This is a genomic window from Desulfosarcina variabilis str. Montpellier (genome assembly GCF_048565275.1).
Classification (GTDB): Bacteria; Desulfobacterota; Desulfobacteria; order Desulfobacterales; family Desulfosarcinaceae; genus Desulfosarcina; species Desulfosarcina variabilis.
Window position 1 is genome coordinate 4,203,101 of the sequence record NZ_CP159846.1, and the last position, 18,239, is coordinate 4,221,339.

The 18,239-nt window shown below is 47.3% G+C and carries 14 protein-coding genes; 10 read left to right on the forward strand and 4 right to left on the reverse strand.

The features are described 5' to 3' along the window. Positions 1-103: 103 nt before the first annotated feature. Both Dvar_RS18965 and Dvar_RS18970 read right to left on the reverse strand, forming a co-directional pair. Positions 104-1,345, reverse strand: a complete 1,242-nt coding sequence (locus Dvar_RS18965; RefSeq protein ID WP_419663409.1) for a M48 family metallopeptidase — start codon at positions 1,343-1,345, stop codon at positions 104-106. A 144-nt stretch (positions 1,346-1,489) separates the two neighbouring features. Then, the gene (locus tag Dvar_RS18970) at positions 1,490-3,829 is read right to left on the reverse strand and encodes an alpha/beta fold hydrolase (RefSeq protein WP_419663411.1); all 2,340 of its coding nucleotides are present in this window, start codon (positions 3,827-3,829) and stop codon (positions 1,490-1,492) included. 139 nt (positions 3,830-3,968) lie between these two features. Here Dvar_RS18970 and Dvar_RS18975 point away from each other — a divergent pair, with 139 nt between their 5' ends. The 5 genes from Dvar_RS18975 (at position 3,969) to Dvar_RS18995 (ending at position 8,114) form a co-directional block, all read left to right on the forward strand. Beyond that, entirely contained in the window at positions 3,969-4,397 is a 429-nt protein-coding gene (locus Dvar_RS18975) for an NIL domain-containing protein (RefSeq protein ID WP_419663412.1), read from the forward strand. After that, positions 4,394-5,434: a tRNA 2-thiouridine(34) synthase MnmA gene (gene mnmA / locus Dvar_RS18980; protein ID WP_419663414.1), complete on the forward strand. Its 1,041-nt coding sequence runs from the start codon at positions 4,394-4,396 to the stop codon at positions 5,432-5,434. The genes Dvar_RS18975 and mnmA overlap by 4 nt, the downstream gene beginning before the upstream one ends. A 329-nt stretch (positions 5,435-5,763) precedes the next feature. After that, positions 5,764-7,134, forward strand: a complete 1,371-nt coding sequence (gene mtaB / locus Dvar_RS18985; protein WP_419663416.1) for a tRNA (N(6)-L-threonylcarbamoyladenosine(37)-C(2))-methylthiotransferase MtaB — start codon at positions 5,764-5,766, stop codon at positions 7,132-7,134. Positions 7,135-7,519: 385 nt separating this feature from the next. After that, entirely contained in the window at positions 7,520-7,816 is a 297-nt protein-coding gene (locus tag Dvar_RS18990) for a hypothetical protein (RefSeq protein WP_419663418.1), read from the forward strand. Beyond that, the gene (locus Dvar_RS18995; protein ID WP_419663420.1) at positions 7,788-8,114 is read left to right on the forward strand and encodes a formylglycine-generating enzyme family protein; all 327 of its coding nucleotides are present in this window, start codon (positions 7,788-7,790) and stop codon (positions 8,112-8,114) included. Before Dvar_RS18990 ends, Dvar_RS18995 begins: the two co-directional genes overlap by 29 nt. 15 nt (positions 8,115-8,129) lie before the next feature. On the opposite strand, the gene Dvar_RS19000 is transcribed toward Dvar_RS18995, so the two are convergent. Continuing rightward, complete coding sequence (locus Dvar_RS19000) at positions 8,130-9,188, reverse strand: sigma-54 interaction domain-containing protein (RefSeq protein WP_419663421.1); 1,059 nt, start codon at positions 9,186-9,188, stop codon at positions 8,130-8,132. After that, positions 9,185-9,559 (reverse strand): response regulator, encoded by a 375-nt coding sequence (locus tag Dvar_RS19005; RefSeq protein WP_419663423.1) that lies wholly within the window; start codon positions 9,557-9,559, stop codon positions 9,185-9,187. Before Dvar_RS19005 ends, Dvar_RS19000 begins: the two co-directional genes overlap by 4 nt. A gap of 854 nt (positions 9,560-10,413) precedes the next feature. Here Dvar_RS19005 and Dvar_RS19010 point away from each other — a divergent pair. From Dvar_RS19010 to Dvar_RS19030, 5 genes are all read left to right on the forward strand, one after another. Continuing rightward, positions 10,414-11,427, forward strand: coding sequence for a sigma-54-dependent transcriptional regulator (locus Dvar_RS19010; RefSeq protein ID WP_419664134.1), 1,014 nt, complete (start codon positions 10,414-10,416; stop codon positions 11,425-11,427). Positions 11,428-11,509: 82 nt separating this feature from the next. After that, positions 11,510-13,099 carry a GumC family protein gene (locus Dvar_RS19015; protein WP_419663425.1) on the forward strand — a complete coding sequence of 530 codons (1,590 nt, stop codon included), beginning with the start codon at positions 11,510-11,512 and terminating at the stop codon, positions 13,097-13,099. An 87-nt stretch (positions 13,100-13,186) separates the two neighbouring features. Beyond that, positions 13,187-14,536, forward strand: a complete 1,350-nt coding sequence (locus Dvar_RS19020; RefSeq protein ID WP_419663427.1) for a polysaccharide biosynthesis tyrosine autokinase — start codon at positions 13,187-13,189, stop codon at positions 14,534-14,536. Between the two features lie 33 nt (positions 14,537-14,569). Beyond that, complete coding sequence (locus Dvar_RS19025) at positions 14,570-15,964, forward strand: TIGR03013 family XrtA/PEP-CTERM system glycosyltransferase (RefSeq protein WP_419663429.1); 1,395 nt, start codon at positions 14,570-14,572, stop codon at positions 15,962-15,964. 1,215 nt (positions 15,965-17,179) lie between these two features. After that, entirely contained in the window at positions 17,180-18,199 is a 1,020-nt protein-coding gene (locus Dvar_RS19030) for an NAD-dependent epimerase (protein WP_419663430.1), read from the forward strand. The last annotated feature ends 40 nt before the right edge of the window (positions 18,200-18,239 follow it).

Consider the following 18,239-nt stretch of genomic DNA (forward strand, 5'->3'; position numbering starts at 1 on the left):
GGTATAAGGTGTAAGGCGATAGGCCAGAGGCTATCGGCGATGGGTTATGCCCAACCAACCAATCCAACAAACTCAACCAACCCAACCAACTCAACCAACCCAATCACCCCAAACCCGTCTTCTCAATCGCTGCAATCCGATTCAGTACCGGCGGGTGGGAATAATTCAGGAACACATAAAACGGATGCGGCGTAAGGTTCGACAAGTTGTGGACGCTGAGTTTCTTCAATGCGCTGATCATCGGTTTGCGATGGCCGGTGGTGGTAACGGCGAAATGATCCGCCGCATACTCGTGCGCGCGCGATATGTTTTGGACAATCAGTCCGATGAAAAAATCGATGGGGGCATAAAGCATGCTGAAAAAAATCAGGCCCGCGTGAATTGATGGTTGCTCCACATAAAATGCCTTGAACAGAGCAGGGGTGTGGATGATCAAGGACATGAGGTAAAACAGCAGGCCGGTCTGAAGGATGCTGATCAGCATCATCTTGATAATGTGCCGCAACTGGTAATGTCCCATTTCATGGGCCAGCACCGCAACCAGTTCATCGGTGGTGTGATTTTCGATCAGCGTATCGAACAGAACGATACGGCGATGCCGGCCAAACCCCGTAAAAAAGGCATTGGATTTGGACGAGCGCCGGGAGCCGTCCATGACAAAAATGTTGGCAAGGGAGAATCCGATGGAACGCGCGTAGGTCATGATGGCATCTTTCAACTCGCCTTCTTCAAGCGGGTCGAATCGATTGAAAAGGGGCATGATCCATGTGGGGGCAATGAACTGAACAAACACCATGAAAATGGTAACCATGGCCCAGCACCAGAGCCAGGCAGCGGCTGCACTATAGTGAAAAAAGGCCAGCACGCCGGCAATTAGCGGAACGCCCAGGACAAGTGCCAGGATGAGGCCTTTGAACCGGTCTTTGAGCCAGGTGGCCACGGTTGTTTTGTTGAATCCAAATTCCTGCTCGATCACGAATGTGGCATACAGACCGAATAGTTGGTCAATGACGGCTTTCACGCCCGCCAGTGTTAATATGTAAACAATTCCCGTGGCCAGCAGGCCCCAGCCCAATGACCGGGTCCATCGGTCGATGAAGGCAAACCCACCGGAAAACCAGAAAATGAGCAGGATCAAAAGGTCGATCGTGCTGACCACCTGCCCAAACCGAGTGTTGGCGCGCAGATATAACTGGGACTGGCGGTATTTTTGCGGGTCAAAAACATCTTTAAATGATGTTGGAATGCGATCGCTGACCGATTTGAGGTTAAGATGGGTGGATGTCTGGTTGAGAAAATACTCGGCCAACAGAAAAAAAAGAATAATATAGGTAATCCAGTTCATGGGAATTATGATTGTCATACGCTGATTGTTGTGTGTTGTTCGATTAATTATTTGAGCAAATGATGGAAGGTACTATGCATGGGGGGAGTATTTGATAAAATTTTTGCACATACAACCCGCGACCCACAACCTACGACCAACCACCTACAATTCTCGTTCCTCTTTTTCGTCGCTTACATTCTTTCTCCTGTCCTCTCTCCTTTGTCTTCTGTCTCCCCGACCCCACCGTCTGTCTTTTGTTTTCCGTCTTCCGTCCTTCGTCTTTTTGTCTGGGAGTTCCTTGTCCCCCTCCGCTAAACCGGTTGTCGGAGGCATCGCCGACGGGGGGCGCCGACGGATATGATCCAGGAAATCACCGACCGCCCGGTACACCCGATGAGCGCCTTCGCCAAGCAATATGCCGTGGCGCTGAAAGCTGAACATGACCATCTGTTTATCGGCAGAGCCCAGGGCCTTGAATATCATTTCCGTCCCTTTGGGGTTCACCACCGGATCCTCCCGGGATTGAATGACCAGGGCCGGCACCGTGATGTCGGGAATTCTGGGTTCCAGCGATGCCATGAGACGCTCCAATTCATTAACACCCGAGATGGGATTTTGAAAATAATTAATCCACGGATTTTCCGGATGATTGTCAATAAAGGTTTTTTTGGCATCTTCCAAGTGAATTCGATCCATAAAGCGGTTCCATGCATCCACGGCCGGAACGAACCGCGCGACCATGTCCTGCAGACGCAAAGGGGCCGAAATGGCAAATACGCCTTCTATGGTGGGGATCCGCTGGGCCAGATCCAGGGCCAGCCCCGCCCCGGTGGAAAATCCGCCGGCGACCACACGCCGGCATAAATGACTGATGATGGCATAGCCGACCTCCATGGATTCGATCCAGTCCTGATAGGTACAACCGGCCAGGTCTTCCGGTGCCGTGCCATGCCCTTTTAGTCGCGGAGCGTAAACCCAGAACCCCATTTTACCTAAGTACTTGGCCAATCCGCGAACTTCGGCCGGTGCCGCCAGGTAACCATGGGCCAGAACCACACCCATCCGGCGATGATCCCCCTTGATCAGAAACGGACAGCCAATATCGCGGGGTTTTGATATCTTCTGAACAGCAAACCGATCATAGTCTTGCTGAAACGCATTCAGTTCACGTTTGATAAGATGTCTGGCCACCTTGCGTCGCAACCAGAATCCAGGCAGCCAGGAAAGCCTTGAAATGCATCGCTGTAGCTGCGAAAGGGGCTCCACTTCATTGGCCATCACACTGATGGGATTGTCGATGCGGGACCGGTGAAAGTCAAACATCGTTCCCAATCGGGCAGCATCCCTGACCAATACGGTTCCATCCACGGCCAACGCATTTTTTTGCACGGCAAAATCAACAAACTCGCTGAACTTCTGGTAGCGGTCATCGGTAAGCAGATGAATCTGGCTTTGGTCAAAGCTATTGTGAAAAGGGACCTTGCCGGTTTTCCCGCACGCCTGTGACGCCAAAAATGCCCGTCGTTTCAAGTTGATCGGTTTGATGCGATTGACCAATGATTTTTTTAAACATGAGGCAAATAGATGATCATGGTTGACCGTGGTCATGTGATAAATGGCAGCCATATAGCGCTGCATGATTTTAAGCGCTTCCCGGTGCATATATTTACGTGAGGGAATATGATCATCAAAACCGATCGGGGCGGTGGATCGGATGTCATGCAAAATCGCACGGCAGGACCGGCAGGCCGTGATTTCAATAGGTTCCCCAAAACGGATGTCAATGTCCACGCCGGAAAGCAGCATGGCGCCCTCGGTCATGATTTCCTCTGTCACCCGTTCCGGCAGGTCCTCGACCATGCGTTCGGCCAACCGGCTGAGTACGTTTTCCCTGGCTCTGAGTGGGTAATAGGTCAGATTTACGGGAACGATAACGGTGTGTTTGAGGCTGATGCTGTCTACAGACGGGAGATTGAACAGATTGATGAGCCGATTTGCCTCATCCGGGGCGGTGGTGACCATTTCGGCGATGCGTTGACGGTAAAATTCGGTCCTCAGGGCCAGCGAGGCTGCACCGGTGTGCGGCGGGTGTTTGCCACCGGCGTAAGAGATCATGAACCGGCCCTTTTCCATGATTTTTTTGCTTTTTACCATCCGGCCTTCGGGAAAGATTACCCAGGATGTTTCTCCGGTAAGCAGCGTTTTGACCATCAGCAGGTCACGGTCCGGTGCCCGGGTGGAAACAGCCCCGATATCCTCCAGGTAACGGCCGAACCGGCCCACGAACAGTTCGGCGGCGGCCAGCGACCACACCGGCCTCCCGGTTAATCGATGCAAATGATAAGGGAAAAAAAACGTTTCGATACGCGTAAAATGGTTGACCACAAAGATGGTGGGGCCTTCGGGGATATTTTCCGTTCCATGAAGATAAAGGCGGGCACGGGAGATGCTGGAAAGGGTCTTGATTGCCAGACTGGTGGTACGGTATGCAAATCTGTTCATCGCTTAATTTAAATTATCGCATGTGAAATAGAAGACCGTCCTTGCATGATGGTCGCGGGTTTTGGTTGACACCCACTCATCTAACTATTAGATTACACACCTTATGATTTAAAATAAAGGGAATTTACGGAGGCAATGCGTGTACTCAAAAATCCTTAAACTGCGTTTTCCAGTTACTGAAGTGCAAAAACCCCTGGTGTGCAACCTGGCTTTAGAATACGGTTTGGTCTTTAACATCCTCAATGCCGGCATTCTTCCCCGTAAGGAAGGGTTCATGGTCCTGGAAGTCACCGGTAGCCGTAAAAATTTCAAAGATGGTGTCAAGTACTTGAAAAGTCAGGGCGTTGGCGTTCAAAATGCATCCCGGGAAATCAAACGTCTTGAAAATAAATGCACCCACTGCGGTTCATGTACCGCTGTTTGTCCCACAGGGGCCCTTTACATCAAACGCCCGGAAATGGAAGTGGTTTTTGATCAACAAAAATGCAGTGTTTGTGAATTATGTGTCACCGCATGTCCCCCTCATGCCATGGTGGTACGTCCCACCAATCAGCTTTTTTTTGAATGACCGATTCCATAGCCATTGCCATATCCGGTGGAATCGATTCCCTGGTTTCTGCATATCTGATTAAAAAACAAGGTGTTGATGCCTTTGCGATTCATTTTTTAACCGGTTATGAAAAACCTGATTCCCCGGGACGGGAAGCCCTGAAAGCGCATTGCCAGCAGCTGGCCTTGCCGCTGGTTGTTGTCGATCTTAAGACATCATTTCGATCACTGGTTGTTGATTATTTTTCCAATGCCTACCATAGCGGCGAAACCCCCAATCCCTGCTTGGTTTGCAACCCGTTGATCAAATTCGGCGTGCTTTTCGAAAAGGCGCGCGAATTGGGTGCAAGGAATCTGGCCACAGGGCATTACGCACGGGTGGCGAAAAACAGGCAGGGGCGATATCAGCTTTTCAAAGGCCTTGATCCGCACAAGGATCAATCTTATTTTTTGGCCCGCCTGACCCAGGAGCAGCTGGCGCGGGCTTGCTTTCCACTGGGTCGATGGACCAAACTAGAGACCAAAGCATTGGCGGAGGAAAAAGGACTGCGGCCGATAACCAGGCAGGAAAGCCAGGATGTTTGTTTCATCCACGGGACGTCTTACGCAGATTTTTTAGCACAGACCGGTCGGTTGGATTCCAAACCGGGCGAGATTGTGGATACCACCGGTCGTGTGGTGGGAGCCCATAACGGATTGCATCAATTTACCGTTGGCCAGCGGCGGGGGATCAACTGCCCGGCCAGTCAGGCGTATTATGTGGTGCGCATTGATATCCGTAACAATCGGTTAGTGGTGGGTTTCAGAGAGGATTTGTCCACCGACCGGTGCCGGGTGAGGGATATTAACTGGATCGCCGAGATGCCCCGGGGACCGGTAGCCGTAGCCACCCGCATCCGGTATCGACACCGGGCCGTTGCATCCGTGGTTACCCCGGTGGGGGATGCTGCTGCCGTGGTTCGTTTTGATCTGCCACAGGACGCTGTTACGCCGGGGCAGGGGGCTGTGTTTTATCGAGGGGATGAGGTATTAGGTGGCGGCTGGATTGAGCGATAATGGCTGCTCAGAAGCGGCATTTTTTACTTGATTTCGGTGTTGGGCAGCGGACTCGAATCCTCAAAATATTACATATATTCCTGCGGTTCGATTCCACCGTCCGCCTTGAACTCGAGCAAAAGATACCACTTCTGAGCAGCCATGGATAATCATCAGACGGCATGGAAGCGTTGGTTTGTGTGGTAGATGTTTAAATTTTACAGAAAGCTAAATAATTGATGAAATGCATCTCCAAATCTGACAGTTTCTGGCTTGTCCCTTATACCTTCAACCCTATACCTTCAATCTTATACCATATACCTTAAACCAAATACTTTCTTGAAAATAAATTGAAACGTTTCATAATCAAAACATTGGGTTGCAAGGTCAACCAGTGCGAATCCGAAGGCATTGGCACTGCTCTGACCCAATCGGGCTATGTACAGACTGATGTTGACGATGATACGGCCGATGTTGTAGTCGTCAACACCTGTACGGTGACCAGCAAAGCCGGTATGCAAAGTCGTCAGGCTGTGCGCCAGGCCATCCGTTCCTATCCGGGTGCCCGTATCGTGGTCACCGGATGTCATGCTCAGACGTCATCAGAGGAGCTGGTCGCCATTGATGGCGTGGATTGGGTGGTCGGTAACAGAGATAAACATAAAATTTCCCAGATGCTGTTGGATAATACCAACCCGTTGGAAAATGGCGCGCCACCGATGGTCTGCAGTTCCGACGTTGCCGCCACCAATCGGTTTCAGGTCATGCCCGGCATCGCCCATGGCAGCCGTACCCGACCCTTTTTAAAAATTCAGGATGGGTGTAATGCGTTTTGTACATATTGTATCGTTCCCCATGCCAGGGGCAGAAGTCGTAGCCTGCCCCAGGAACAGGTGCTCGATCAGATTGATCAGCTGGGCCGCCTGGGGTATCGGGAGGTTGTGCTGACAGGCATCCACATTGGCTGTTACGGTCAGGATCTTCATCCCTCCGTTGGTTTGTATGATCTGCTTCGCCGTATCCAGGATGCCGGCGCGATCGACCGGATTCGGGTCAGTTCTATCGAACCTGCCGAGTTGATCGACGATATCGTTAACTTGGCCGCCATCGAGGATACCATTGCCGGACGGCTTTGCAGGCATTTTCATATCCCGTTGCAAAGCGGAGACGATCAGATTTTGCGACGTATGCATCGGCCCTATGACCGTGACTATTTTCGTGCATTGGTCCAAGGCATCCTTGACCGGGTACCCAATGCCGCCATCGGGGTGGACACCCTGATCGGATTTCCCGGCGAGACAGATGAGGCATTTGAAAATACCTTTGACTTGATCAAATCTTTGCCTGTTGCTTATTTGCATGTTTTCCCGTTTTCGGCGCGCAAGGGGACACCGGCCTTTTCCTTCAAGGAGCAGGTCCCTGCACAGGTGATCAAGGCGCGCTGCAGTCGCATGCGCCGATTAGGCGCTGAAAAGAGAAACGCGTTTTACCAACGAAACGTTGGTAAAACGGTCACCGTGCTTGTCGAGGAGACCCGGGATCGGACGGACAACCGGTTAAAAGGCCTGACAGATAATTATATTCCTGTGCATTTTGTTGGACCGGATGATTATTACAATACGTTTCAATCTGTTATGATTGAAGGGCTTTCCCGGGATGGTTTGCCGGAAGGGAGGGGGTGTGGAAGCTCGAATCTCAATAGCTCAATAGCTCATAGGTGATGGGCTATAGGCCATAGGAAGTGTGAAAAATGGGAAAGCGGAAGCTTGGAAGAGCGGAAGAGATGGAGATGAAGGGGTCGAGGATTCGAGTGGGCGTTCGCCCATATTTCTCGCTTTTCCCGCCAGTCTTGCTGAAAAAGATTGTAATCCCAATAAACTTAACAGACACAAGTAACCCAACAAACTCAATAAACAAAAAATCACCGCAGAGTCGCAGAGAGCGCAAAGAAAAAAAAAGAGTTCACTCGGCTTCGCCAAAACTGATTCTTTCCAGTCAGAGAAAACCGAAACCTTTGCGAACTTTGCGCCTCAAGCGAAGCGGGCGGTGAAAGCTGTTTTTGAATTATATGGTATCAAAATTCCTACATTTGAATGAACGCCAGCCATGAACACAAAAGAATTACGGGATTTATTCGATCAACTCACGGAATGTAAAAAAAATCAGCAACTGAGCCAAGCATGTGAACTGCTCAAGACTGTTTTTAGCGCGCTTCTGACGTCTGCATATTCGATTGTCCGCGGCCAGGCGCCACCACGGATCCTGCGCGGCCTCATGGAAATAGAGATCGAGATTGGTGGTGAAGAAGGCGATTTCAAGACTTTTGACAACCAACAAATGATCGATCTTTTCAACCGTTGCAAAGTGGTTGACTATGTACACCGCAACCGTTGCATGGTTTGAGAACAACAGTGATGGACGTCCAGCACCTGTGGGCACCCGGTTGCCCAATGGGCTGGGACTGTATGATATGAGTGGGAATGTATGGGAATGGTGCCGGGATATCTATATCGCGTCAGCTTATAAGCAACATGCCAAGGTTGATCCGGTGTGCATAACAGGTGGAAGAGATCGGGTCATTCGAGGCGGTGGCTGGCATCTGGATGCATGGAGTGCCCGTTGCAGCCGACGACTTGCTTTCGATCCTGAGCTGTTTGGACCGGCGCTGGGTTTTCGGTTGGTAATGAAGACTACGGTTTGATTGGTTAACTAACCCTCACTTTTCCGGAGGAATAATATTCAGATCGCTAATTTTGTAAAGCAGGGTTTTATAGCTGATTTTAAGTATTTTTGAGGCTTTGCTGCGATTCCAGTCGGTTTTGGCAAGAACGTGGGAAATGATTTCCCGTTCAACCATTTCAACGGCCTTTTTCTTGGCGTTTTTCAACGAAAAGGATTGGCTGTCCGGTGAGTTCACACCGTGAAGATCAAGAATCTGTTCCAGAGATGCATGGTGACTTGTCTCGGCAACGGCCATGTCCGCAGCCATTCCCACTTTTTCGCCATTGATAAGCTCATCGATGATTTGGGAACAATCTCCCAGCACAAGCATTCGTTTCAACACATTTTGCAGTTCCCGGACATTTCCCGGCCAGCTATAGGCGCACATACGGTCAATAACCGCTGGGCTGGGTTTTTCGATATGACGATTATTTAACATGGTGGTGTATTCTTCCATGTAATAATCAATCAGTGGGGGGATGTCCTCGGGGCGTCCCCGAAGCGGTGCCAAAAATATTTTGATGATGTTGAGCCGGTAATACAGGTCTTCACGAAAACGGCCTGCTTCAATATCTTTTTTTAGATCGTGATTGGTCGCCGCAATGACCCAGGTATCTGCTCTGACTTCTTTTTCAGAGCCAAGCGGAGAGAATTCACCCCCACTTTGAAGCACATGCAACAATTTGGCCTGAAGAGGAAGCGACATGTCGCCGATTTCATCAAGCAACAACACACCGCTGTGGGCAAGTTGAAATTTGCCTTTTTTCTTTTGTTCGGCACCCGTGAATGCACCGCGCTCGTATCCAAATAATTCGCTTTCCAAGAGTCCTTCGGGTAAGGCAGCACAATTGATCTTGATAAATGGTTTGCCCACCCGCGGAGACCGTTGGTATAGGTTCTGGGCGACGACCTCCTTGCCAACGCCACTTTCCCCAAAAACGACGGTGTTCAGTCCAGTGCCAGCGACATGATCGATCAGTTCACGAACCCGTTGGATGTTTTTACTTACACCAACAATGGGCGGTCCCGCCTTGAATTTTGAATGTTCGCTCATCGGCTGCTCAATAATTTTTTAACCAATTGTTCTAATTCAGGCAGTTTAAATGGCTTTTCAAGAACGATATCAGCATGGGCCTCTTTGGCCAGCGATTCCGGATGCTCCCCCCATCCCGTGATGGCAATGATCGGCGTGTCTGGAAATTTCTTTTTTACAATTGAAATAATAGCCACACCGCTGATATTCGGCAACACTAAATCAGTAATGATCAAATCGAAATACGCATCCTTTGATTCGATATGCTTCAAACCGTCAAGGCCATTGGCCGCAGCTATAACATCGTATTTTTTTTGAGTGAAAAAATTCGTCAACGCCGTAAGGATCTCTTCGCTGTCATCAATTATCAGTAGCTTGAAGGGCGCTTTCATTTCAGCCTCTTATTTTTTCCATAGGGGAAGGGCCCATATACAACATTTATCGACACTTATATATGAATGTTAACAAAATGGCAAGTTTTTACATACTTTTCACGCAGTAAAGTCTTTTTTAAATCTCATGATCTGTCTGTTTCGGTCGATAATTCTATAACAGGTTATGTCAATTGATATTTTCCATATATCCAAAAAGGTGGTAAAAGTTTTCATAATATGTAAAGTAAGTCCACTTTTTTGGGAAGATCTTTGACAATCAGGTTGCGGTAAACCGACTAATTCTGTCTTCGTTTATCCTAACGTACTAAGAAAATAGGATATATATTTATTCAGGGGTGCTTGTTTATAATGGCACACTAATTGATTGTTACCATGGCAAATCAGGTGTTTTCTGGATCCCTTCCAATGTTACTACATTCCGGGGGCAATCCAGCAACAAAAAAAGAGTGTAATAAGCCAAGACCGATTCAATGACACAAACCACCGCAGTCGTATTAGACCCGAATCAAGGCAGAAGGGACCAGATCCGTATGTGTTTATCCGATTGCGGTATATTGCCCATTTGTTTTGATGATGAATGGATTTGCCTTGAAAATCTGTTTCATGTAAGACCGGCATTCGCGGTGGTTCGGCCCACATCCTGCGAAATGGCTATTCACTTCATTTGTGTTGCCAGGGCAATTGAACAGGGGCTGCCCATTATCATCATTTCGGATCAGCGGGAACTCAAGCGGGTGATTATTAAACCCTGGCTGAACCATCTTTATTTTTTGTCTGATCCGGTTTCGAAAAACGACTTGAAAGCGCTTGTTGACACGGTAGATGGGGTGGCATCGCGTTTATACCAGCCAATGTTGATTGCTGAATCAACGGTTACCCAAAACTGTCTTAACCAGTTGAAAAAAATTGGCCTTGCCAACAATGAGCCGGTGTTGATTCAAGGCGAACCCGGTGTTGGAAAAAGACTGATCGCCAGCATGATTCACCATTGCAGCGAGGCTAACGTCAAATTGTGTAAACCCATACCTGCCCAAGATATTTCCGGCTCCTGGATTCGAAAGCTTCAGAAACAAATTGAGCGTTTGTCGCAATCTGACAACTTTTTGATTTGCCATGTGATTGAGAATCTCGAGGCACTCAGTGATCGGATGCAGTCCCAATTATTGCTGATTATGGACATGCTTGCGGAGAAAGGCGATGGAATCGGGGCAGGGACACCGGTCCGGTTTATTTTTTTATCGGAGACGGATTTATCGCATTTGATTCGTAATGGGCTGTTTCGTAAGGATCTTTATTACCGGCTGACCGTACTCAACATGTACGTTCCGCCCCTTAGGCAGCGAAGAGAAGATATCCCGCTTCTATCTGAGTTTTTTACGGCGAAATACAGCCTTGAGAAACATTGTTCCCTGGTTCAGTTACCCGGGGATATAAAGACGGCCTTTAGTGCCTATGACTGGCCAGGCAATGTGGCCCAGCTTGAAGAAACCATAAAAAAGGCCATGGAAAAAGGGATGGTGGCTTGGGTGGACGATCTTTATCAATGGTGTCAGGATCATACAAAGCAGCAAAACCGCAGATCCCCAACACTTCCCATGGATGTAGACGAGTGTTTACGAAAAATGATGGATAAAAAGCAGGGAATGTCTTTGAAAACGGCAAGACAGCTCTGTATTATGAAGATGGAAAAAGATATTTTAAAAACAGCATTGTTCAGAACCCATGGTAATTGTAAAAAAGCAGCAAAATTCCTGAATATCAGCTATAAATCGATGCTTAACAAGGTAAAGGCCTACCAATTGTTTGGCAGATCGCTCGATTCAAACCAGCGTATAGGGCCTGGCAGTGAAAATATTTTAGCTTGAAAGTAAGTATCGATACGATTGACGTTTCAACAAGAACAAACAACAAACGACCAACAACTAACTATTAATTATAGAGCAATCAATGCCATCACAACCAATACCCACTGATCCTAAAAGCATAATCGATCTCATTATTAAGCGACGCTGGATTGTTATGATCCCATTTTGTCTGGCAATGATCGTGGGGATGTATAAGGCGGTTACGCTCCCAAGAATTTACGAAGCCAGTACGCTGATTCTAATCCAGCCCCAGCGGGTTCCGGACAGTTATGTTCAGTCCATTGTCTCCACAGATACCAGCGAACGCATCAGTACCCTCTCCCAACAAGTGCTCAGCCGTACCAACCTGGAAAAACTGATTAATGAATTTAAACTATTTCAGAGTATTGGAAGCAGCCAGATGTATGTCGAGGACAAACTTAATAACCTGCGTCAACGAATTGCCATTGATGTCTCAAGGGACAGGCGGGGAAACGATGCCTTTACCATCTCTTTCCAGGATCAGAATCCTATAACCGTAATGAATGTGACCAATGCTTTGGCTGCCTACTTTATCGACGAGAATTTAAGGATCAGGGAAGCACAAGCCGTTGGGACCAGTGATTTCCTTGAAGCTGAATTGCAGACCATGAAATCGCGGCTTGAAGGGGTTGAGGCCCAGCTGAAGGATTATCGTGAATCCTATATGGGAGAACTGCCGGAACAGCTCGATTCGAATCTGAGAATTCTAGACCGGCTCCAGGATCATTTGAATGAGAGTCAGCAAAACCTTGCCGAAGCAAAAATTCGACTGGTAGCCTTGCAAAATGATGCGGTTCAGTCCAGAAATCAGCCCACCACGGTTATTGTTGGTTCCGAGACTCAGCAGGAGCCCAATAATATAGAAGAAATGCGGGCACAGTTGGAATCGCTTCTCAGTCGTTACACGAAACGCCATCCGGATGTGGTTAGATTAGAAGCAAGAATTGCGGAAGCGGAAAAACAGGCTGAACAGATTATACAATCAAACATTAGGGATGGTGTTGACGATAGCCCGGATCAAACGCCAACATCATCTCTTTCTCCAGAATTTCGTATGCAGCAGAACGAAATCATGCAGGAGATGCGGCGTCTGGAAATTGACATCAAGGATACAAAAAGACAGATCAGTATCTACCAACAACGGGTCGAAAATACACCCAAGCGTGAACAAGAGTTGTTGTCACTGAGAAGGGATTACCAAAATATTCAGGGCTCCTATAACTCACTGTTGGCCAGAAAACTTGAAGCTGAAATTGCCGTAAATATGGAGCGCAAGCAAAAAGGGGAGCAATTCAGAATCCTGGACGAGGCCAAGTTGCCCCAAAAGCCTGTAAAGCCGGACATGAAAAAGCTGTTTATGATGGCGATTGTTGCAGGATTGGCCATTGGTGGTGGGGCTATCTTTTTGCTTGAATATTTTGATGATAGCTTTAAGCAGCCCGACGACATCGAATCCGAACTAAAGCTAAAGGTATTATGTACGGTTCCATTAATTATAGATAAAAAAAAGAAGGCGTGGCGGACTGTCGAGCATGTTTGCAGTTCCATCTTTGCGGCTATATCTCTCGTTTTATTAGCGAGTTTTGCCATCTTATATATAAGGGGCGTAGACCAGACCATTGCTGCCCTGCGAAAATATATTTCAATATAGTTAGTGCCTGAGATTTAGCAATAATGATCAATTTGAAATGCCAGTCGATTTTTTGCATTTAAATAAAAACAATCGTTAGAGGTTTTGATGGGGAAGTTTAGTGACGTATTGGAAAAATTGGCAGAACGGGAACGCCTGGAAGAGCCACCGGAAACGTTGCCTGAGCCAAAAGTTGTAGAGGAGCAGGAAACCGACGAGGCCGCAACGAGCGTGCCGTTGGATTCGACCTCTGAAACTGTGCCAGTTCGTGCGGATGATCGAGAACCTATGTATTCTGGTGACACGATTCCCCTTGAAATAGAACAAGAAGAAACCGACGAGGCAGCAACGAGCGTGCCGTTGGATTCGACCTCTGAAACCGCACCAGTTCGTGCGGATGATCGAGAACCTATGTATTCTGGTGACACGATTCCCCTTGAAATAGAACAAGAAGAAACCGACGAGGCAGCAACGAGCGTGCCGTTGGATTCGACCTCTGAAACCGCACCAGTTCGTGCGGATGACCCAGAATTTTTGTATTCCGATGACACGATTCCCCTTGAAAAAGAACAAGAAGAAACCGACGAGGCATCGACGAGCACGCCATCAGATTCGGCGTCTGATTCAGAGGCAATCCGGCTGACACAAGTCTGGCCTTTTGTTGCCTATGACCCGACGGTTTCCGTTGAAGCAGGAAAAAAGACAAAAAATAAAGCTGCAACGAGCATAAAATTGCAGCCACCCTCTGTATCTGAGATTGTTCATCCAATTGACCCCCATCTGGTTGTTTATCATGACCCGGTTTCCGTTGAAGCAGAAATATTTAAAATGCTGAGAAACAATATCTTGTTTCCTAAAGATGGTGTTCCACCACCATCCATAATGATCACAAGTGCGACACCGGGAGATGGAAAATCGTTTATTGCCGCCAACCTGGCTGTCTCCATTGCTCAAGGCATTGAAGAACATGTGCTTTTAATGGATTGTGATATGCGGCGTTCTAGCATTCATCGAAAATTTGGTTTTAGTGATAATGTTCAGGGATTGAGTGAGTATTTGTCAAAAAACATGCCGCTACCTTCTTTGTTGAAAAAAACGATTGTTGAGAAATTGTCCATCTTGCCAGGTGGTCAAACCCCAAATAATCCAGCCGAGCTTTTGTCCAGTCAACGAATGAAAGACCTGCTTGATGAAACGAAAAGCCGTTATAAAGACAGGTTTATCATCGTTGATTCACCGCCACCCCAATTAACCGCTGAAACCACAGCCCTGGCCAAATATATCGATGGGATTCTTATTGTTGTCAGGTCAGGAAAAACACCGAGGAATTTAGTTGAAAGTCTGATTGAAAAATTAGGTCGAGAAAAGATAATTGGTGTTGTGCTCAACGCTTATCGTATCCCGGCCACAGAACGCTATGGATATGGCCAATATGAGATGCGTAATTACGAACAGTAACAAAAATATAAAAACAATCTTTGAGAGCCTGTCATGCTGAGGTTGTTCAAACAATATTATCCCATTCGAAACGCGCTTTTTGTTGTTGGAGAAGGGTTGTTCATCTTTTTCTCGGTCTTTATCGCGAGTTGGATCCTCATTGGTAATGATTTTTTCTTTGCCGATCAGCAGTTGGTGCTGAAAATACTGCTTATTACGGTAGTTTGTCAGATGTGCCTTTACTATAATAATTTGTATGATTTAAAGATTACCGATTCCTACACAGAATTGTTGATCCGTCTGATGCAGGCCCTGGGTGCCGCGGCCATCCTTTTATCCCTGATCTATCTTTTATTTCCGGGTTGTATCATTTACAGGAATGTTTTTTTACTCAGTGTCGGGTTTTGCATGGCCTTCATCGTGATCTGGAGAGTTGGTTATACTCATATTTTAAATCGGGGACTATTTGATCAGAAAATCTTTTTATTGGGCCATGGCGAACTGGCAAAAAATATTGTCCATGAAGTGATTGATAAAAAGGATTGTGGCCATCAGTTTGCCGCTATTATCGTCGGGGATGAGAATCGGCAAGAGCGGATAAGTAACAAAATACCTGAAATATGTCTGAAGGCATACCAGGGCCTTCCTGACTTTTCCCAAAAAATGGATGTAAAAAAAATTATCGTGGCCATTGAAGAAAGAAGAAATCAGTTTCCTGCCAGGCAGCTGTTGGATTGCCGGGTAAACGGCATTGAGGTGCTAGAGGGTACCTCATTTTACGAAATGCTGACGGGTAAACTGATCGTAGACAAAATCAATCCTAGCTGGCTTATTTTTTCTGAGGGCTTTCGAAAGTCAAAGAGTCGGCGTTTGTTCAAACGGATCGTTGATCTAATTTTAGCTTTGGTCCTACTTGTCACCCTTTCACCTGTGTTGATGCTGACAGCCCTATTGATCAAATTGGATTCAAAGGGACCGATCCTATTTTCGCAGGAACGGGTTGGTCAGAACAGAAAACCCTATCCGGTTCATAAATTTCGGTCCATGGTGGATGACGCGGAAAAAGAATCCGGTCCGGTATGGGCCCAGTGCGACGATCCACGTGTGACGCGGGTAGGAAAATTCATTCGCAAATGGCGTATTGATGAATTCCCACAGATATTCAACGTGATAAAGGGGCAAATGAGTTTTGTGGGGCCGCGGCCGGAAAGAGCCTTTTTTGTTAAGGACCTAGAAGCGGTTATTCCTTATTTTGGTGAACGGTTTTCCGTAAAACCGGGGATTACCGGCTGGGCTCAAGTCAATTACCCTTACGGTGATTCCATTGAAGACGCCAAAGAGAAACTGAACTATGATCTTTTTTACATTAAAAATATGAGCGTTTTTATGGACTTGATGGTAATTATGCGCACGGTGAAGACGGTGATATTTGGGGAAGGGGCGAGGTGAGATATCGGTGATCGGTTAACGGTGATTAGTAACCGGTGAACAGATACTGAGTTTAGCGGTTCATAGGGGATAGGTGAAGGCATGGGGCTTGGAAAGGGGCGCATCCATACACCGTATACCCTTCTACCTTACAGCTTACACCGTAAACCTATCACGCAAAAAATAATTAAAAAGCCCAACGAGTAACAAAATAAATAAAAATTCCAAATGGATAACAAGATTTCTCGCTTGTTCTCCACCAAGCGGAGCTATATTTAAATTAGCTGTTAGCTGTGAAAGGTTAAAGCGGGAAAAGCGGGGCGCGCGCCTATCAAATTATTGGAGCAATGGGCGTAAGGTTGGAAGATCGGGAAGGCCCTAAAGAACAAAAATCATTCATCTCATTACGGTTTGTCTTTCCCGCGTTTCTCGCTTTTCCCGCCAGTCTCGCTGAAAAACCCACCCAACCCAACGAACATAAAATCACCGCAGAGTCGCAGAGAACGCAAAGAAAAGAAATAGTTTTTGTTGGCTTCGCCTTTTTTTCCCGTCAGGGAAATTTAAACTCTCCGCGATCTCTGCGCCTTAAGCGAAGCGGGCGGTGAAATAATCAGCCACCGACCCACACTGACAGACACAGACGAATTAGATGATAGGCCATAGGCAATGGGAAAAAGGAAAAGCGGAAGCTTAGAAGAGCGGAAGAGATGAAGATGAAGGGTTCAAGGGTTCGAGGATTCGAGAGGGGAGCCGTTAGCTCATATTTCCCGCGTTTCTCGCTTTTCCCGCCAATCTCGCTGATTTATTGTTAAACCCAACAAACAACCCACCACTCACGACAAGCAACAGACAATGCTATCACCGCAGAGTCGCAGAGAACGCAAAGAAAAGAAATAGTTTTTGTTGGCTTCGCCTTTTTTTCCCGCCAGGGACACTTAGACCCTCCGCGATCTCTGCGCCTTGAGCGAAGCGGGCGGTGAAATAATCAGCCACGGTCCCACACCGACAGACACAGACGATTTAGCGGATAGCTCGTGGCCGATAGGCGATGGGAAAAAGGAAAAGCGGAAGAGATGAAGATGAAGGGTTCAAGGGGTCAAGGGTTCGAGGATTCGAGGGGGGGAGCCGTTAGCTCATATTTCCCGCGTTTCTCGCTTTTCCCGCCAATCTCGCTGATTTATTGTTAAACCCAACAAACAACCGACCATGGCAAAAAAATAAAACTCAGGAAAGATCATGCATATCGATTACAAAAACGCATTAGTTACCGGCGCTGCCGGTTTTATTGGTTTTCATTTGTCAAAACGACTTTTGGACGAGGGAATCCGTGTATTTGGATTGGACAACCTCAACGACTACTATGACCCACTGCTCAAGCAAGACCGCTTGGAGATCTTAAAAAAATATCCTGATTTTTCTCTTCACCGTGTGGATCTTGCCGACGCTGACCAGCTGGCATCCCTTTTTCAAAACAACACTATTGATGTTGTGGTGAATCTTGCCGCTCAGGCCGGTGTACGCTATTCATTAACCAACCCCCAAGCCTATGTGAATTCCAATTTGGTGGGATTTGTCAATCTGCTGGAATGCTGCCGGCATCATCAGGTAAAACATCTGGTGTTTGCCTCATCGAGTTCTGTTTATGGGGCCAATACAAATATGCCGTTTTCGGTTCACCATAACGTGGATCATCCTGTGTCTTTATACGCTGCGTCTAAGAAATCAAATGAATTGATGGCCCACACGTATAGCCATTTGTTTGGTTTGCCCTGCACCGGCCTGCGCTTTTTTACAGTTTACGGCCCGTGGGGAAGGCCCGATATGGCTTTGTATCTCTTCACAAAGGCTATTTTGGAAGACAAGCCCATTGATGTGTTTAATCATGGAAAAATGAAACGCGATTTTACATATATTGATGATATTATCGAAGGTGTGGTACGGGTGATGAAAAATGTTCCAGACCCGAACCCGAACTGGACAGGCGATGCGCCGGACCCTGGAACATCCTACGTTAAATACAAAATATATAACATCGGGAACAATCAACCGGTAGAGCTTATCGACTTTATTCGTGCTATTGAAACGGCGCTGGGTAAAACCGCAAAAAAGAATTTTATGGATATTCAGCCTGGTGATGTACCGGCAACCTATGCAAACGTGGATGACCTGATCAACGATGTGGGGTTTAAACCGAATACCTCGATTGAAGAGGGGATTGGGCGGTTTGTGGAGTGGTATAGAAGTTATTATAAATAGGGTCCAAGGATTCAAGTGAAGGGCGGGAAAGGGTTAGAGC